Raw genomic sequence first — 19,762 nt, 5'->3', positions numbered from 1 at the left:
ACGAAAGGAATTTAACCTTTTTTTATTTATCGATGGAAATAATGGAAAGAGTAATCGTCACGCCATCTAAAATTGTGAGGCCCACAGTGAGGATGCATATGCATCATATGTTCAAAGCGGGGATCGTCAAATCTTTCACGAGCTTTGAGCATCCATTCTCTTCGCATTTCATCGTCTTCGTCATTACCGACTTCCGATTCCAAATTACTAATGATTCGATCTAAATAATCACTAAATTGATTTAATTCTTCAGAATTTAATGAGTTAAAAACTTTATTTACAGGTGCAACTTCCTCAGAAGCTTTTCTACCTTCTTCGGTTAAGTGGACCAAGATTACTCTTTTGTCTTCCTCTGATGGAGTTCTTTCAATGTACCCAGCTTTTTCCAATTTGTTAAGCAGCTCGTTTAAAGATTGTGGTCTAATATTTAGTAGAAAAGATAAATCTTTTGATGAGATTTTATCTTGCATTTTAAGTAATGCTAAAACTCGTCCTTGACCAAATGTTGGATCAGAAAAAGGACCGTGTTCCATTCTATTTTTCATATGCCATTTTTTAAGCAGCATCTGAAGGTGCATTAATTTGTGTTGAATCTCGTAGTCGTTATTTTCCATAATTAAACCTTCCTTTTAAATATACATCAGGTACCTTACATAAATAGTTATACAGGTACCTGATGTATTTGTCAAGTAAAATAAAAGAAATGAATTTGTAACTTTTAATATGATATACTTCAGTCTAATGTGTTATTTATACATTAAATAAATTTAAATTTAAGGGAAAAATTAATATGAAAAATCATAAATTTTCTAAAACTGCTTTAATTTCAGCATTAGCACTTACGATTGGAACACCATTAACTAGTTCAGTTATGTTGTTTTCTAATCAATTACAAACAAGCAATAATGTTTATGCAGATCAAACTCCAGCACCTTTAAATCAATTTGATCAAAAAGTTTGGGCTCAAAAAACTTTAGATGAATTAAATCGTCTTCGAGCTCAAAACGGCTTAAAACCCCTTGCATCTGATCCAGCATTGATGACATTTACTCAGGGTCGGGCAGATACAATTTATAAAAATCAGAAATTAGATCATACGGGAAATTATGGAGAAGTAAATAAAGATCTTAAGGGTGCAGCTGGTGAAAACTTAGCTCAAAGTATTTTTACTGGTGGTTCAAATACTGATTCTAAAGATGTCATTGCTCAGCTTTACGATGATGATGGAGTTCCAACTTTTGGGCATCGTAAAAATATGTTAGCTCCTTTTTATAATAAGGTCGGAATTGGCATTACTTACGACCCTGCTAAGCGTCAATTATGGGTTGCAATGACTTTATACCAAGATCCTTCAATTAAGAGTGATCATGATGATGCTGCTAGTATTAATGAATATTTTAAGTATTGTGATCAAAAAGGAGTTGACGATGCTAAATGGCCAAGTAAGTACGATATGGCTGGTAAAGAGTACTTTTCTGCTAAATATAACGAAAAAGGTATTAGCCAAGACGGTATTGCTGACAGTAAATTTGGTCCGAATACCAAAACTCCAAAAAATCCAACAGGTACAGAATCTGGTGCACCGGATGATCAAAAACCAAGTGATCCTTCAAAAGTAGATACATCTAAATTAACTTCAGCTATCAATGATGCAAAGAAGTCTATTGCTGATCCAAAGCAATTTACTGATGATTCAGTTGCGGCAGTTAATAAAGCTATTACAGCAGGTGATGCAGTAGTTAAAAACAGCAGCGCAACTCAAGATCAAGTTGATTCAGCTGTTAAATCAATTCAAGATGCCGTTGCTAAGTTGGTTAAATCAACAAGCAAACCAACAAAAGTAGATACATCTAAATTAAGTTCTGCTATTAACGATGCAAAGAAGTCTATTGCTGACCCAAGTCAATTTACTGCTGATTCAGTTGCTGCAGTTAATAAAGCTGTTGCAGATGGTGATGCAGTAGCAAAAAATGCTAGTGCAACTCAAGACCAAGTTGACGCAGCTGTAAAATCTATTCAAGATGCTGTTGCTAAATTGGTAAAAGCATCTAAACCAACCCCAGCACCTGAAAAGCCAACAAATATTTGGACAGTTACCGGAGTAAACACTGTTGGTTATATCAAGTATGTTCCAGGATATGGAATTGCTGTTTATGATGGACCTGCTGGAAGAGCTACTAAGACTCGTTTAAAACATGCATCTTCTTGGAAAATAAGTGCTAAAGCAACTAACGCTAAAGGTGAAGTATACTACCAGGTAGGTAAGTTCCAATGGATTAATGGTACTTATGTATCATTTACCCCAATTAGTGCTATTACCCCTGTTAAAGGAACCGTAACTATTAAATATCCAAAAGGTTATGGTATTAACCTTTGGAAGACTCCAAGTGTTAAAGGTGGATTTTACAAAGGACGTAAATTAATGAGTGGTACTAAATGGAAAGTTAATGGCAAACAAAACGGATTTTACCAAGTAGGTAAAAATCAGTGGATTGAAGCTGCTCATACAACATTCTCAGCAAAATAAACATAAAAAAATCTGGTTATAAAAGCCAGATTTTTTTATTTAAGCTCGTTTCCATTTCATTCTTAAATTTGTTTCAATTAGATGATCGTTCTTTAAATCGAAAGGCTGAACGGTTTTGGTCCCGTTACTATGGGTAAACTGAATATTTAAATAATCTTTGTCTCGATAGACAATTTCATATTGTCCATAATTATGGTTTCCGTTAGAAGTATTAGTAAAGGTTCCATTATGATTAAATTTAAAAATTGAACCTTTTACTTGTTTCCAAATTCCAACTAATCCCTTTGAACTATTGTTAGAATTTCTTAAACTAGGATCGTTTGGTAAATCTTTAGTTTCTTTAAAACTAAGAATGTCATCATCGGATTCCTGATTAAAAGGATTTGCATATTCCCGAATAAACTGCTTAACATCTACTTTTTTTCTTTTCTTTGCAGGAGGTGTTACATAGAAAGAAATAACTGGCTGTTCGCCGATTGGCGAGATCACAGCTGATTGTTTTAAATCTTTTTTCTTCTTCCCGGAATTTCCTAAACAGCGAAATGTGTACTTTCCCGGGAGTCTTTTGACGGTTAATTTTTTCTTCCTTCCATAAAATTGAATTGGATTTTCATCAATATTAAACGACGGATGATCAAGATTAGTTTTTATTGTAAACATGATAGGTTTAATTAAAAGACGGTAACGAGGATAAATTCCCAAAATTTTTCCACTTTTGACAATTTGTACGTTCCCAGAATCAGCAGCATCGACTACTTTTTCTCGCATTAATTCTTTCTTTTCAGGTGATGTTTGATAAAGTTCAGTTAAAGGCTCTAAGTCCTTTGGCTTCAATGGTTTATGACTTTGATCAATTGCAATTTGTGATATTTCCTTAGGATTGGTACTTACAACTTTTTGAGCCATTGCAGTTAATTGACGGCTGCGGCTAAAGTAGATTAAACCGCTGGTATAAGCAATTAATCCAATTATTAAAATGCAAGAAGTTATTATAATCCAAAATAAAGGTGAAGATTTTATTTTCTGTTTTTCTTTCATTAAGCCGATTTCGTTCTCCGATCGTATTAGTACCTGATATCATAAACAAAATATTTTAAAATAGGAATAGGGTCAAAAAAAACTTAAAAAATAATTCAAGTTAAATATTTTCAAATTTTTTAAGATGATTTACTATAAAGATAAAATTATAAGGAGAAGTGGAATGTTAAAAGAATTTAAAAATTTTATTGCTCGCGGAAATATTTTAGATTTAGCTGTAGGTGTAATCATTGGTGGGGCAATGACTAATATGGTAAGCTCATTGACCAAAAATCTGATTAATCCGTTATTGTCAATGTTTGTTGGAAAAACTGATTTAGGGCGTTTAAAAGTAACAATTTTTGGAGCCACTTATAAGTATGGTGATTTTCTAAATGATGTAATCAATTTTTTAATTATTGCCTTTGTTGTTTTTCTGCTTCTTAAAGCTATTAGAAAAATTATTCCTGAAAAGAAAAGTGATCCTGCTAAGCCAAGTAACGAAGAAGTTTTACTTACTCAGATAAGGGATTTACTAGCAAAAGAAGAATCAAAGTAGCTCTTTAAATAAGATTTAATTAAGAGTAAGATTAATGAACATGCTTACCTAATATTGGTAAGTTCAAAATTGCTTTGATAGAACTTAAATAGTAATAAAAGTCATTCAAAGAATCAATGCTTTTATGTTAGCCGCACGTTAGGCGAATATAATATTGTATTGGTTTTTTTGTGTGGGCAAAGGAAAGTTTATAAATGATAAAAAAATTATTAGCCAATCTTGGTGAATATAAAAAAGAAAGCATTATTACCCCGATTTATGTTGCAGGTGAAGCGTTGATGGACGTGATTACACCGACAGTAATGGCAATGTTAATTGATCGAGGTATTAATCAAGGGAATAAAGAAGAATTATTTAAGATCGGATTTTTGCTCTTTCTTTGTGCGATGATTTCCTTTGTTTTTGGTGTAATGTCAGCCAGAACTGGAGCTCGAGCATCGGTCGGCTTTGCTCGTAATCTGCGGCATAATATCTTTTCAAAAATCCAAACTTTCTCTTTTTCAAATATTGATCGTTTTTCTTCTTCTAGTTTGGTAACAAGAATGACTACCGATGTTACAAATATTCAAAATGCTTATCAAATGACGATTAGAATAATTGCAAGAAGTCCACTAATGATCGTATTCGCCTTAATTATGACTTTCATTATTAATCCTCAGCTAGCCCAAATTTATCTTTGGATTATTCCATTTTTAATTATTGGATTAGGCCTTGTTATACATTTTGCACATCCTTTATTTAATGTTGTTTTTAAAATTTACGATAAATTAAATAGTGTAGTTTCTGAAAATTTACAAGGAATTAGAGCTGTTAAGTCATATGTCCGGGAAAATGAGCAAGAAGATAAGTTTAATGAAGTTTCAAAAAGAATCTATAAAACTTTTATGAAAGCTCAGCAAATAGTTGCATTTAACATGCCAATTTTACAATTCGCGGTTTATGCCTGCATGCTTTTAATTTCATGGTTTGGTGCACAATTTATTGTTAACAAGCAAGGATTTACTGAAGGCCAATTAGTTAGTATGTTTAATTACACTATGCAGATTTTGATGAACTTAAATATGCTTTCGATGATTTTTGTCATGATTTTAATGTCTCGCCCTTCAGCAGAAAGAGTCGTTGAAGTTCTCTCTGAAGAAAGTGATATAAAAGATCCCGTAAATCCGATTATGGAAATTCCTGACAGCAGTGTTGAATTTAAGAATGTCAATTTTACCTATCATGAAAATGATTCAGATCTGGTTTTAAAAAATATCAATTTATCAGTTAAGCCAGGTGAATTTATTGGGATTATAGGAGGAACTGGCAGTTCAAAATCTACATTAGTTCAATTAATACCAAGACTTTATGATGTTACAAGCGGCGAAATTAAAGTTGGCGGACATAATGTTAAAGAATATGGATTAGAAAAATTGCGTGATGAAGTGGGGATGGTTTTACAAAATAACGTTCTTTTTCATGGCACAATTTCAGACAATCTTAAGTGGGGCAATGCTGATGCAACTGATGAAGAAGTCGTTCAAGCAGCTAAAATTGCTCAAGCAGATAGTTTTGTTCAAGAATTTCCTAAAAAATATGACACGATGATTTCTCAGGGAGGGACTAATGTTTCTGGTGGTCAAAAGCAACGTCTAACGATTGCCAGAGCACTTCTAAAGAAACCGAAGATTTTAATCTTAGATGATTCAACCAGTGCTGTTGATACCAAAACTGATCGTGAAATAAAGAAAGGGCTTCGCGAAACGATTCCAGGCACAACGACGTTTATAATTTCTCAGAGGATTTCTTCAGTTGAAGATGCAGATCGAATTGTCGTTTTAGATAATGGGAAAATAGACCAGGTGGGCACTAGTGACGAATTGTTAGCAACTAATAAAATTTACCAAGAAATATTTAGATCTCAGCAGAAAGGATTTGGGCAAAGTGAAAAATAAAAAAACAATTCTTGCTAAGTCACATAATCCTTTAAAAACTCTCGTTAGATTGTTAAGGTATATGTTATACAAAAATCACCTTCGAGTTGCAATTGTGTTGGTTATGATTTTAATTAGTGCTTATGCTAATGTTCAAGGAGCTCTCTTTTTACAAACAGTAATTGATAAATACATTAGTCCGCTGGTAAAACAAGATAATCCGAGTTTTAGCGGATTATTAAGCGCGATTATTATGATGGCAGGAGTTTATTTGGCTGGTATTGCTGCAGGTCTCGTTTATAATCTTTTAATGGTTAAAATCAGCGAAGGCACCCAGCAAAAAATCAGAAATCAAATGTTTGAAAATCTGGAAAAATTACCGGTTAGATATTTTGATACTAAATCTCATGGCGATATTATGAGCCATTTCACTAACGATACAGATACTCTAAGGCAAATGATTTCACAAAGCATTCCAAACTTAGTTTTATCAATTATCATTTTTATAACCACATTTGTTGCAATGTTAAGTATCAGTCTTTTGCTCACCCTTTTTGTTGTTATAACTTTATTATTGATGTTTATGGTAACTAAGAAGATTACTAGTAAAAGTGGACAGTATTTTAGTGAGCAGCAAAAAGATATTGGTGAAGTAAATGGATTTATTGAAGAAATGATTCATGGTCAAAAGGTGATTAAAGTTTTCAACCATGAAGAATCAGCAATTTCTGATTTTGATCAAATTAATGATCAGCTTCAAAAGAGTTCGACAGAAGCAAACGTTTTAGCCAATACATTAATGCCAGTAATGTTTAATTCATTAAATATTCAGTATGTTTTGTTAGCAATAATTGGTGGGATGTTCAGTTTGTATGGATTTTCTGCAATTACGGTTGGAATGATTGCCGCATTTCTTCAATTAAGCAGAACTCTTGGTCAGCCTGTGTCCCAGATAGCTCAGCAAACCAATTTTATTGTAATGGCATTAGCGGGTGCAGAGAGAATTTTTGATCTGATGGATGAAAAGCCAGAATCAGACGATGGTTTTGTTACTCAGGTTAATGTGAGTGAAAAGGATGGAAAACTAATTGAAGTTAATGAAGCAAACGATAATTGGGCATGGAAATATCCTCATCATGATGGGAAAGTCACCTATACGAAGTTAACAGGTGATATTAAATTTGAAAATGTTAATTTTGGGTACAATCCAGATCATATTGTTTTACATAACATCAATCTTTATGCTAAGCCAGGCCAAAAAATTGCTTTAGTTGGTGCAACGGGTGCTGGCAAAACTACGATTACTAACTTATTGAATCGATTTTATGATATTCAAGACGGCAAAATTCTTTATGATGGGATAGATATCAAAAAAATAAAGAAGGATTCTTTAAGACATTCTTTAGGGATTGTTTTACAGGATACCAATTTATTTACCGGGACTGTTGAAGATAATATTCGTTTTGGTAAATTAGATGCGACAAAAGAAGAGGTTGTATCTGCTGCTAAATTGTCTAATGCTGATCTTTTTATCGAACATTTACCTGAAAAATACGACACGATTCTTTCAAACAATGCTGAAGGCTTGTCACAAGGTCAAAGGCAGCTTTTAGCGATTGCTCGTGCTGCAGTAGCTGATCCTCCAGTAATGATTCTTGATGAAGCAACTTCAAGCATTGATACGAGAACTGAACAAATCGTTCAAGAGGGGATGGATCACTTAATGCAGGGACGCACAGTATTTGTTATTGCTCACCGACTTTCAACAATTCAAAACTCAGACGTAATTTTAGTAATGGATCATGGAAGAATTATTGAACGGGGAGATCACGATTCTTTACTGGCAGAGCATGGCACATATTATCAGCTTTATACTGGCAAAGTAGAGCTTGAATAAAGTCGTTATCGTTGCCCGTAAATAGTTATTTATTTAAAATTCATTTAATGTTAACGTTTTCTTTTTGTTGTTAATGCTTTACGTAAATTACTAAAATATGATAATCTCTAATTAAGTAATAGTTTTTCGAAACTATTATTTTTTTAATCTTAAATTTAAGGAGAAAAAAGTGTCAGAAACTCATAAACAGCTGCGTTGGTATAATGTGGCTTTGATTGCTTTTGTTGCAGTCTGGGGATTAGGTAATGTAGTTAATAATTTTGCTCAGCAAGGATTAACAGTTGTTACTTCTTGGATCCTAATTATGTTGATCTATTTTGTCCCTTACACGCTTATTGTAGGTCAATTAGGTTCCACTTTTAAAGATGCAAACGGAGGGGTCGCTTCTTGGATTAAAGAAACAAGCACTAGTCGCTTAGCTTACTATGCTGCTTGGACTTACTGGATTGTTCATATCCCTTACCTGGCTCAAAAACCTCAAGGAATATTAATATCTTTAAGCTGGCTTTTCAAAGGTAATGGTAATTTCATTCACACTGTTCCTTCGATTGTTGTTTCAATTATTTGTTTAGTTATTTTTTTGGTATTTCTTTGGGTTTCAGCCCAAGGGCTTACAACTTTAAATAGAATTGGCAGTATTGCTGGAACTGCAATGTTTGTCATGTCAATATTGTTTATTATCCTAGCAATTGCAGCGCCGTTTATGGTTGGAGGTCATATTGAGACTCCGAACATGGACAAGTTGAGCACTTACTTACCAAATTTTAATTTTCAATACTTTACAACAATTTCTATGCTTGTGTTTGCCGTAGGGGGAGCTGAGAAAATCTCACCTTACGTTAATAAGACCAAAAATGCATCAAAAGAATTTCCTCGTGGAATGCTGGTTTTAGCAGGAATGGTTGCATTGTGCGCTATCTTAGGATCATTTGCAATGGGAATTTTATTTAATTCTCATCATATTCCTAAGGATTTGATAGCTAACGGCCCTTATGTTGCATTTGCTAAATTAGGCAATTTTTTTCATGTGGGATCTTTGTTTGTAATTTTGTATGCAATAGCAAATGCCATGGCTCAAATTTCAGCTTTAGCTTTCTCGATTGATGCTCCACTTAAAATTTTGTTGGATGATACTGATCGCCGCTTTGTTCCTAAAAAGTTAACGAAAACGAACAAGAAAGGTACTTTAATTAATGGTTATTATTTAACAGGTCTTTTAGTCGGAATTTTAATTATTGTTCCATCTATTGGAATTGGAAATATGAACGAACTTTATAATTGGTTGATTAATTTGAATTCCGTTGTAATGCCGATGCGTTATTTATGGGTTTTCCTAGCGTTTATCATGTTGAATAAGCAGCTTGAGAAATTTCATAGTGATTATATGTTTGTAAAAAATAAAAATGTTGGAATGTTTGTTGGTGGTTGGTGTTTCTTCTTTACGGCCTTTGCATGTATTTTAGGAATGATTCCAAAGATTTCATATTCGGCAGATCCGAAAAGTTGGATTTTCCAATTAATATTGAATATTCTGACTCCAATTGTTTTTCTTTTATTAGGTTTAATCATGCCGGCGATCGCTCGGCACGAATTAAAAAAGGAAGAAAATTAAATTCTTTTCTGGCTTCATAGTTTGTGACTGTGAAGTTTTTTTATTTGTTTTTATTATTTTTTCAATTATTTTCATTTGGCTTTTTCATCGAAAACTATTAATATTAATCGTATTCAGTTATTTTTTTTCGTGTCTTTTGAAAAATTAACTTTCAAACGATTTAATATGGAGGCTTCTATGCATAACGACTATTCATCTACTCAGTATTTTGATTTAATGACAAAATATTTTCATGCTGCAACTTACGTTTCAGTCGGTCAGCTCTACCTTTTAAACAATCCTCTTCTGCGTCGACCAATAACTGCAGAAGATTTGAAAATTCACCCAATTGGTCATTGGGGCACAATAGCCGGCCAGAACTTTATCTATACTCATCTTAATCGGGTAATTAAAAAATATGATTTAAACATGTTCTATATCGAAGGTCCAGGACACGGCGGGCAAGTCATGGTATCTAACTCTTACTTAGACGGCAGCTATACTGAAATCTATCCAGAGATCACCCAAGATGAAAAAGGGATGCAAAAATTATTCAAACAGTTTTCATTTCCGGGCGGAGTAGCGAGTCATGCGGCACCCGAAACACCCGGTTCCATCCATGAAGGAGGAGAATTAGGCTATTCGATTTCTCATGGAACGGGAGCAGTGTTAGACAATCCAGAAGTGATTGCCGCGGTAGTAGTAGGAGATGGTGAGGCCGAGACGGGTCCATTGGCGACATCATGGTTTTCCAATACTTTCATTGATCCAAAGAAAGACGGAGCAGTACTGCCAATTTTGAATTTAAATGGATTTAAGATTTCTAATCCAACGATTCTTTCGCGCAAAAGCGATCAGGAGTTAACTGAATACTTTAAAGGAATGGGCTGGGAACCGATTTTTGTTGAAGGAGATGACCCAGAGAAATTAAATCCCGTGATGGCGAAATCTATGGATCAGGGAGTCGAGAAGATTCAACAGATCCAGTCTGATGCAAGAACTGGTCAGTTAAAAGAAGAACCACATTGGCCGGTAATTATTTTCCGGGCACCAAAAGGCTGGACAGGACCAAAAGAATGGGTAGGAGTTCCAATTGAGGGATCATTTAGAGCCCATCAGATTCCCATTCCAGTTGACCAGGAACATCCAGAGCACATTGAAGCACTGGTTGAATGGTTAAAATCGTATCATCCGGAAGAATTATTTGATGAAACAGGAAAGCTTAAATCGGAGATTGCAGCAACAATTCCCGATTCAGCTCATCGAATGGCAGGCAATCCGATCACAAACGGAGGGTTAAATCCTAAAGATTTAAAACTGCCTGATCCAAGTAATTATCAAGTAAAGATTACAACTCCAGGAACCGAAGAAAAACAGGACATGATCGTTTGGTCAGATTATTTAAGAGATGTAATCAAAAATAATCCCGATAATTTCATGATGTTTGGACCAGATGAAACGATGAGCAATCGGCTGTATGGAATTTTTGAAGTGACAAAACGGCAGTGGGAAGAAGGCATTAAAGAGCCGTATGATGAATCATTGGCACCTGAAGGCAGAATCATTGACTCCCAGCTTTCAGAACATCAGGCAGAAGGGTTCCTTGAAGGTTATACCTTAACGGGAAGACACGGAATATTTGCGTCATATGAAGCATTTCTAAGAGTAGTTGATTCAATGATTACCCAGCACTTCAAATGGATTAGAAAGGCTAAAGAGTTAAGCTGGCGCAAGAGTTATCCCGCACTAAATATAGTAGCAACATCAACGGCATTCCAGCAGGATCATAACGGGTATACGCATCAAGATCCAGGAATCATTACGCATTTAGCAGAAAAGAAAGCAGAATACATCAGAGAATACTTCCCAGCGGATGCAAACTCTCTTTTAGCGATATCTAATAAGACGTTAAACGATCGGGATGTGATTAATCTTTATGTGACATCAAAACAGCCGCGCCCTCAGTTTTATTCAATGACAGAAGCTAGTGAGTTAGCCGAGAAGGGATTAAAGGTGATAGATTGGGCGAGTAATGATCAGGGAGAACAGCCTGATTTAATAATTGCAGCCTGCGGAACTGAACCGAATCTGGAAGGCTTAGCGGCGGTGAATCTGCTGCACGATCAATTCCCAGAATTGAAACTGAGATTTGTAAATATTGTTGATCTGTTGAAACTACGAGTTCCAGAACTTGATTCAAGAGGATTAACGGAATCAGAGTTCAATAAATATTTCCCAGCGGGAGTACCGATTATTTTTGCATTCCATGGATATGAAGATATCATTCGTTCAATTTTTTATGATCGGCCGAATCATCCAGTTTATATTCATGGCTACCGAGAAGACGGAGACATTACGACGGGATTTGACATGCGGGTGGTAAATGAGTTAGACCGGTATCATTTAGCCAAAGATGCAGTTAAGCGAGTAAAGGCAATTGATGAAGAAGAGGCTATCCAATTCTCAAAAGAGATGGATGAAATGTTAAAGAAGCATCATGATTACATCAGAGAAGCAGGAGCAGACCTGCCGGAAGTTACTGATTGGAAGTTTAACCCGTTAAATTAATTTTAATCAAGGCTAAAGTTATAATAAAAATATAACTTTAGCTTTTTGTTAATTATTAAATTATGAATAATTGGACTATCAACAGTGAATTTGAGAGAATGGTATAATCTAAGCTAATAGATTAAAGGTGAAAAGGAAAAAATTCCTTTGCAGCTTTAGGAGGTAGTCATGACAAAAAAAATTCTAGTAGTAGATGATGAAAAACCGATTACAGATATAATTAAATTTAATTTAAGTAAAGAGGGTTTTGATGTAGTCACGGCTTTTGATGGCGAAGATGCCTTAGCAAAAACAAAATCTGAATCACCAGATTTAATTTTACTTGATCTGATGCTGCCAAAAATTGATGGACTAGAAGTAGCTCGTCAAATTAGAAAAACTCAAAATACGCCAATTATCATTATTTCAGCCAAGGATGACGAGATTGATAAAATTATTGGACTTGAATTGGGAGCGGATGATTACGTTACCAAACCTTTTTCAAATCGTGAATTAGTTGCAAGAGTTAAAGCAAATTTACGTAGAAGTGATATTGCACCAGCACCAGCTAACAAAACGTCTAAAATTAAAATTGCTGATTTAGAGATTGATACTGATGCATATACTGTTAAAAAAGGTGATAAGACGGTTGAGCTAACCAATCGTGAATACGAGTTATTGGTTTATTTAGCTCGTCATGTTGGTCAAGTAATGACAAGGGAACATCTTCTGCAAAAAATTTGGGATTATGATTATTTTGGAGATGGAAGGACAGTTGATGTGACGATTCGCCGTTTACGTGAAAAAGTTGAGGACTCTCCAAGTAATCCAACGTTTTTAATTACAAAAAGAGGAATTGGCTATTATTTAAATGATCCAACTAATAATGAGTAAATTAGTAGGTTTTTTTAGGTCACTTACCTTTAAGATTGCAATGGTCTTTATTTTGCTTCTTCTTGTTACGGTAGAAATAATTGGAGCCTATTTTGTTAGGACTAGTCAAAATCAAGGAATTCAAAATTTTCAAAATACTGTTAATAATATCTTTCCCAATTATGTTTTGAATCAATTAGGATCTGATATTACAAATCCCAATACTACTAAAGGGAATAGCGAAATCCAAAATATTTTAAACTCTTCTCAGGTTACTGATGTTACAGCTCTGCAGGTTGTTGATAAAAATGGAACAATCAGAGGAGATTCAAACATTAATAATCGAGGTTTAATTGGTCAAAAAACCACTAATTCTGATATTAAAGATGCTTTATATAGTGGACAAATTCAAAAAAAACAAGTTTTTGATCGAAGTTACGGCAACACGTATGTTTTGGTTTTGCCGATAAAAATTACCAATAACTCTTCGACGTCGAATTCCGCAGTTGGGGTTGTTTATGTTCGTGCAAGTATGGAAAGTGTTTATCAAAGTGTCAGTAAAGTGATGATTATTTTCTATACTGCCAGTATTGCTGCAATTTTATTAGCAATAATTTTGGCAATAATTATTAGTCGAGCGATGACTCACCCGATTGATGACATGAAAAATCAAGCTATCAAAATGGCTAATGGAGATTATTCTGGGTTAGTGCCAGTCTATTCAAATGATGAACTTGGACAATTAGCTCAATCAATTAATGATTTGTCGCTTCAAATAAGAGAGGCTCAGGAATCTAGTTTAAGGGAACGAAATCGACTAGATTCGGTGCTTTTTCACATGACAGATGGCGTGATTGCAACTGATCGAGTTGGAAAGATTTCCATTATTAACGAAAGAGCACTTGAATTTTTAGACCTCGAACGAGAAGAAATTGTTGGGAAGTCAATTTTAGATGTTCTTAAATTAAGCAATCAATATTCAATTCGGCAAATTTTGGAGCAGCCGCACGGAATTAAAATTGATGAAAATAAAAATAATGAAGATGAGTTAATCCTTAATGTTGATTTTGCAACGTTAAAAGCCAAAAATGGCTATATAACAGGTTTGGTTTGTGTACTTCATGATATTACAGAGCAACAAAAAAATGATCGCGAACAACGTGAATTTGTATCAAATGTTTCTCACGAGTTAAGAACACCACTTACAAGTATGAGAAGTTATCTAGAAGCGTTAGAAGATGGAGCATGGCAAGATGAAACTTATGCTCCAAAATTTATTAACGTTTCACTCAATGAAACTAATCGAATGATTAGAATGATTAATGATCTTTTAAATTTATCTCGTCTTGATCGTGGAACTTTTAAATTAAATTTGGAATATATCGATTTAATTGAATTTACAAATTTTATCATTGATCGATTTGATATGATGATTCAAACAGATGATCGAGAACCTGAATCAACAAAATTTGTTAATGATTTTGAGGATGTAAATAAGAAAAATTATAAAATTATTAGACGTTATGATCGAAATTCAGTTTGGTTAGAAGTTGATCCAGATCGTTTAATGCAAGTTATTGACAATATTATGAATAATGCAATTAAATATTCTCCCGATGGGGGGATTATTAAGATTGAAATTAGAACGACTGACAACAATGTAATTTTTTCAATCACAGATCAAGGCCAAGGAATTCCTAAGAAAGAAAGAGTGAAAATCTTTAATCGTTTTTACCGAGTGGAAAGAGCTCGTTCAAGAAGAAAGGGAGGTACCGGGTTAGGTTTAGCTATTAGCAAGGAAGTGATTGAGGCACTTGGAGGTCATATTTGGGTTGAATCAAAAGAAAATGTAGGCTCCACTTTTTCTTTCTCACTTCCTTATGATCAGCACAAGTGGTCAGAAGATTTAAACTGGGAAGAAAACGAAAGGGGACATAGTGAATAAAATATTTATTCGAATTTCATTATTCTTTCTAATTATTTTAAGCTTTTTCTTTTCATTTTTTATTTGGACTAATAATGGGAGTTCTAATCGAAGCGCAATTATTACTAATAAAAATTTGACCCAGGTTGATTACTCACGAAATTTATCTAATTTATATTCTCCCGTTAAGATTTTCTCAGTTGATGGTAATGGAAATAAGTATCTCTTACTTGATGAATTAAACACGATAACGAATATGGCTAAAACTAAATTTAAAAATTTAGATCTAAAAAAAATGGAAATGCGCAATGCCGAATCTGATAAGCAATACGAGTCAATTATTGACAACTATGACAGTGTTCAGCTTTATTATCAGTCGCCAGTTTCACTTAAAATTTTATCTCAAAAATTTGGTTTTAAATTTGATAAAAAATCTTCAGAGTTTCCAGCTAATCGAGTTATTATTGTTCGAGTTTCACCAGTCGAAAAAGAAATTTATTTTTCAAACGATCAGACGGGAGAGTATTATTATATAAATTTAGGTTTAGATAAAACCAAGATTTTTTCGACCGCAAATGAATTGAAGAAAAAAGTTTTAGTTGAAGAAAAAAAGGGCTCTAATGGTTATATAACATTTTTCAAAAAAAAGATTCAATTGAACTCTTATACCTACTTAATAAAGACTTTAGATGATAATTTTTATGTTTCAAATTTTATGACAAACGATGGTTCAGCAGGTCTAACCTTTGACAGTAAGACTAATACTTATAAAAAAGGGTTAACTAAATCACTATCGATTAATAATCAAAATGGAATGGTTAATTTTCAAGATCATCATTTAGAGAGTTCTTCAGTTCCTCATGACTTAACAACGCTCTTAAATTTAAGTAAAGAAGTAATGCAAAAAGTTGGGAACTCTTTTAACAGTTTTAGATATTTTTCTAACCCTTCTTATAATCGAGTAGTCTTTTGCAGTTATATTGATGGATTTCCTGTGTTTTACAATGAAAAAAATGGTGATGCTTTCTTGTCTTGGGGACGTTCTTCTCAGCAATTTTCATTTTTTAATTCAACTTTAGAGGTACCGATTTCTACTTCTCAAAATACTATAACTTTGGAGCCCACAGATCTTCTTTTGCAAAAGCTTAAAAATAAAGGAATTCCTACTAACAAAATTCAGGATATTCAAATTGGATATTCTTGGGTTAAAAATCATGACAGTACCGAAGTAGTTAATCTTTTACCTCAATACTTTGTTAAGATTAAAGGACAATACAAAGAAGCTTCGTCGCTCATTAATCAAAGTCAAGGAGAAAAATAGTGAATTTTAAAAAGATTGAACTTGTTTTTATTTTTGTTTTCTTTTTCCTTGATCTTTTCCTTTTTTTTAATTTTAAACAGAGCACGAACGTTCAAACAATTTCTGAAAAAGAAACAACGGTTGCAGATACGATTGATGAAATGCGCAAAGATAATATTTCAATTCCAAAAGTTTCTTCTAAAAGAGAGCAAAAAGGGTACCTTTTATCTTATTCGCACGTTGGTGGCGCAAACTCTGAGGGTTCAGATAGTAACAATTCTAATTTAAAACAAAAAACAGTGATTTTAAACACTCCGTTAAGTTTAAAAAAGAATAAAATTGAAGTATTAAAAAAGTTTGTTAGAAATAGTCATGAGGTGCCTAATGGTAAAGATTATGAATATAGTGATAATTTAAGTTCAGACAAACATATCGTTTTTGTTCAAAAGTTTAAAGAAAATTTTTTTTATGATTTAAATGGTCAAATTTCGTTTGATATAAAAGATAATATTATTACAGACTTCAAAGCATCTCATATTGATAGTTTGATTGAATCAAAAGAAACCGAAGCAATTATTTCAGAAGAAGATGCGGTTGTTAAACTTTATACTTTAAATGAATTACCTAATAATACAAGAATTATTTGGCAGAAGTTAGCTTACTCATGGATGTTAGAAGCTAATAATGTTTCGGTTTATGTTCCAACCTGGTTTATTGCAGTACAAAATAAAAGAACAAAAAGTGTAACCATAGAAAAGATTAACGCCTTTACTGGCGCTCCTTGGAAGGCAAACTTTTAATTGATTGAAGGAGAAAATGTACGTTAGTATTCTAGCAAGCTCAAGTAAGGGCAATGCTGCTTATATTGAGACTGATAAAGAAAAAATTTTAGTTGATGCCGGACTTTCGGCTAAAAAAATTCAAAATGCATTGATAGAAATTGGCAGAAATATGCAGGACATTCACCATCTTTTTGTTACTCATGAACATAGTGATCATATTCGAGGAGTGGGTGTGCTGGCTCGTCGATATCCCAAATTAATGATCTATGCCAATTTAAAAACAATTAAAATTATGGAAACAAAAGTTGGACAAATTTCTACAGAACAGTTAATTGATTTTGAACCTGGTCAGACAATTTCAATTGGTGATGTGGATGTTGAAAGTTTTGCTGTTTCTCATGACGCTGTTTTACCCCAATTCTACCAATTTCATTGTGAAAATAAGTCTTTTGCAATTTTAACTGATACCGGTTATGTTTCTGATAAAATCAAGTACAAAATTCGTAATGCGAATATGTACTTATTTGAAAGTAACCATGATTTAGAAATGCTACGAATGGGGATGTATCCTTGGCCGTTAAAACAGAGAATTTTAAGTGATCGAGGTCATTTATCAAATGATGAGAGTGGCGATGCTTTAACTGATTTGATTGGACTTGACACCAAGAAGATTTTTTTAGGACATTTGTCGCCTGAAAATAATTTAAAACCTCTTGCTAAATTAACGGTTTCCAATATTTTGGAAGAAAATGGTTTTGGGGTGGGTCATGATTTTGAAATTTTAGATACTGACTCAAAGTTACCAACAAAATTATTAAAAGTTTAAAATGTTTCAGAAAATCAAAACAAATTTCATAATTATTTCAAAAATATAAATTAATATTAATAATTGAAAATTGAAGATAGGAGTCAATTCATTTATGGATAATAATTACCAAAATAATGATAATATGAACTCAGAAAATAATGGAACGGAACCAAATTCGAACTTTAATCGTAGTTCAATAAATAATGAACCAAATAACAAGAAAGGGATTGGAACCACAACCCTGATAATCGTTGTTATAATTGCTGCTCTGATTGGCGGTGGTGTTGGTGGAGGTGTTGTAAATCTATTAAATAATCAAAATCAAACAGTTAAAACAACAACGGGTCAAACGACCACACCAACCAAAGTCAGTAGTGTTGTAGTCAAAGAAAGTTCTAGTTCAGTAAAAGCTTTTGATAAAGTTAAAGGTGCTGTTGTCTCAGTAATTAACCTTCAAAAGCAAAAATCAACGGATAGTTTATTTGGAGGAATATTCGGCAGTCCTAACGGAGGTTCTAATAATTCTTCAGGTAAGTTGGAAGAATCCAGTGAAGGTTCTGGTGTTATTTATCAAAAAAGTAATGGTAAAGCTTATGTTGCTACTAACAATCACGTTGTTGCAGGATCAGATAAGCTTGAAGTTCTTCTTAGTGATGGATCAAAAATAAATGCTAAACTTTTAGGTACTGATTCAGTAACTGACCTAGCAGTGCTTGAAATTGATGCATCAAAGATAAATACTGTTGCACAATTTGGAAATTCAAACGATATTAAACCGGGACAGCAAGTACTGGCAATTGGTTCTCCAATGGGTAGCAAGTTTGCAACTTCTGTTACTAAAGGAATTGTATCTGCTAAATCTAGAACTATTGACGTAACAGACGAAGATACAGGACAAACTACCGGTCAGGCTACAGTCATTCAAACTGATGCTGCTATAAACCCTGGTAATTCTGGGGGTGCATTAATTAATGTTAGCGGTCAAGTTATTGGGATTACTTCAATGAAGCTTTCTGGTGGAACAAACAGTGCAACTGTTGAAGGAATGGGCTTTGCAATTCCAAGTAACGAAGTAGTCCAAATCGTTAATCAGTTAGAAAAGAATGGTAAAGTTGCTCGCCCTGCATTAGGGGTTTCACCTGTTGATCTTTCTGATGTATCATCAACTCAGCAATCTTCTGTTTTACATTTGCCATCTTCTGTTAAAACTGGTGTTGTGGTAGTTTCCCTAACTAGTCATTCACCTGCAGACAAAGCTGGAGTTAAACAGTATGATGTAATTTACGAAATTGATGGAAACAAAGTTACTTCAGTTGTTGATTTAAGATCACAGCTTTATAAATACCAAATTGGGGATACAATTACTTTAAGCATCTATCGTGGCAGTAAGAAGATGAATATTAAAGTTAAGTTGACCCAAGAGGCTAAACAAGAAATTACTGTAAAACAACAGGGAAATAACTAATTTTAAAAAGCCGAAAGGCTTTTTTTTCTTGGAAGGAATAGAAGTGTTAAAAATTAAAATTATCGCAGTTGGTAAAGTTAAAGAAAAATTTTTTCAAGCGGGAATTGATGAATATTTAAAAAGAATGCAGCCATTTTGTAAAGCTGAAATAATTATGGTCAATGAAACAAAATTTTCTGGTAATCCAAATGATCAGCAAATTAAACAAATTGTGAATTCAGAAACTTTAAGAATAAATGAATATATAAAGCCTGATGATTATGTAATAGCAACCAAACTTCAAGGTAAACAGCTGACTTCAGTTGAATTCGCAAAAAAGATTTCCGATATTGAAATGACATCTTCGTCCATTGATTTTATTATTGGCGGTTCTTATGGACTTCCAAATGATTTTCCTTGTGATTTTTCATTATCGTTTAGCAAAATGACTTTTCCTCATCAATTATTTCGGTTAATTCTTTGTGAACAAATTTATCGCTCTTTAATGATTAACGGTAACCGCCATTATCACAAATAAGGCAAATAATATTTCTTTCTGTTGCTTAATGTTTTACCTTTT

The 19,762-nt window shown here is 33.5% G+C and carries 15 protein-coding genes; 13 read left to right on the top strand and 2 right to left on the bottom strand.

Going from position 1 to position 19,762, the window contains the following annotated elements; genetic code table 11:
- Positions 1-26: 26 nt before the first annotated feature.
- Entirely contained in the window at positions 27-614 is a 588-nt protein-coding gene (locus R8749_RS05725; RefSeq protein WP_317694848.1) for a MarR family winged helix-turn-helix transcriptional regulator, read from the bottom strand.
- A gap of 176 nt (positions 615-790) precedes the next feature.
- On the opposite strand from R8749_RS05725, the gene R8749_RS05720 reads away from it, so the two are divergent.
- Complete coding sequence (locus R8749_RS05720) at positions 791-2,527, top strand: CAP domain-containing protein (protein ID WP_317694846.1); 1,737 nt, start codon at positions 791-793, stop codon at positions 2,525-2,527.
- A 39-nt stretch (positions 2,528-2,566) separates the two neighbouring features.
- On the opposite strand, the gene R8749_RS05715 is transcribed toward R8749_RS05720, so the two are convergent.
- Complete coding sequence (locus R8749_RS05715; RefSeq protein ID WP_317694844.1) at positions 2,567-3,565, bottom strand: zinc ribbon domain-containing protein; 999 nt, start codon at positions 3,563-3,565, stop codon at positions 2,567-2,569.
- A gap of 163 nt (positions 3,566-3,728) precedes the next feature.
- Between R8749_RS05715 and mscL the strand changes: the two genes are divergently transcribed.
- From mscL to rlmH, 12 genes are all read left to right on the top strand, one after another.
- Positions 3,729-4,103 (top strand): large-conductance mechanosensitive channel protein MscL, encoded by a 375-nt coding sequence (mscL, locus tag R8749_RS05710; protein WP_317694842.1) that lies wholly within the window; start codon positions 3,729-3,731, stop codon positions 4,101-4,103.
- Positions 4,104-4,297: 194 nt separating this feature from the next.
- Entirely contained in the window at positions 4,298-6,037 is a 1,740-nt protein-coding gene (locus R8749_RS05705; RefSeq protein WP_317694840.1) for an ABC transporter ATP-binding protein, read from the top strand.
- Positions 6,027-7,913, top strand: a complete 1,887-nt coding sequence (locus R8749_RS05700; RefSeq protein WP_425613186.1) for an ABC transporter ATP-binding protein — start codon at positions 6,027-6,029, stop codon at positions 7,911-7,913. Before R8749_RS05705 ends, R8749_RS05700 begins: the two co-directional genes overlap by 11 nt.
- 169 nt (positions 7,914-8,082) lie before the next feature.
- Positions 8,083-9,525, top strand: coding sequence for an amino acid permease (locus R8749_RS05695; protein ID WP_317694838.1), 1,443 nt, complete (start codon positions 8,083-8,085; stop codon positions 9,523-9,525).
- A 177-nt stretch (positions 9,526-9,702) separates the two neighbouring features.
- A complete protein-coding gene (locus R8749_RS05690) occupies positions 9,703-12,072 on the top strand; it encodes a phosphoketolase family protein (RefSeq protein ID WP_317694836.1) in 2,370 nt (789 codons plus the stop codon).
- 168 nt (positions 12,073-12,240) lie between these two features.
- Complete coding sequence (yycF, locus tag R8749_RS05685) at positions 12,241-12,945, top strand: response regulator YycF (protein WP_317694834.1); 705 nt, start codon at positions 12,241-12,243, stop codon at positions 12,943-12,945.
- The gene (gene walK, locus R8749_RS05680) at positions 12,938-14,869 is read left to right on the top strand and encodes a cell wall metabolism sensor histidine kinase WalK (protein ID WP_317698529.1); all 1,932 of its coding nucleotides are present in this window, start codon (positions 12,938-12,940) and stop codon (positions 14,867-14,869) included. Before yycF ends, walK begins: the two co-directional genes overlap by 8 nt.
- Positions 14,862-16,169, top strand: a complete 1,308-nt coding sequence (locus R8749_RS05675) for a hypothetical protein (RefSeq protein ID WP_317694833.1) — start codon at positions 14,862-14,864, stop codon at positions 16,167-16,169. The genes walK and R8749_RS05675 overlap by 8 nt, the downstream gene beginning before the upstream one ends.
- Positions 16,169-16,948, top strand: a complete 780-nt coding sequence (locus R8749_RS05670) for a two-component system regulatory protein YycI (RefSeq protein WP_317694831.1) — start codon at positions 16,169-16,171, stop codon at positions 16,946-16,948. Before R8749_RS05675 ends, R8749_RS05670 begins: the two co-directional genes overlap by 1 nt.
- A 16-nt stretch (positions 16,949-16,964) precedes the next feature.
- Entirely contained in the window at positions 16,965-17,756 is a 792-nt protein-coding gene (locus R8749_RS05665; RefSeq protein WP_317694829.1) for an MBL fold metallo-hydrolase, read from the top strand.
- A gap of 124 nt (positions 17,757-17,880) precedes the next feature.
- Complete coding sequence (locus R8749_RS05660) at positions 17,881-19,203, top strand: S1C family serine protease (protein WP_425613224.1); 1,323 nt, start codon at positions 17,881-17,883, stop codon at positions 19,201-19,203.
- A gap of 43 nt (positions 19,204-19,246) precedes the next feature.
- Entirely contained in the window at positions 19,247-19,720 is a 474-nt protein-coding gene (gene rlmH, locus R8749_RS05655) for a 23S rRNA (pseudouridine(1915)-N(3))-methyltransferase RlmH (protein ID WP_317694825.1), read from the top strand.
- The last annotated feature ends 42 nt before the right edge of the window (positions 19,721-19,762 follow it).

Source organism: Xylocopilactobacillus apis, from assembly GCF_033095965.1.
Lineage (GTDB): Bacteria > Bacillota > Bacilli > Lactobacillales > Lactobacillaceae > Xylocopilactobacillus > Xylocopilactobacillus apis.
The sequence above is the reverse complement of the archived record's forward strand: the minus strand, read 5'-3'. Positions and strand labels throughout refer to the sequence as shown.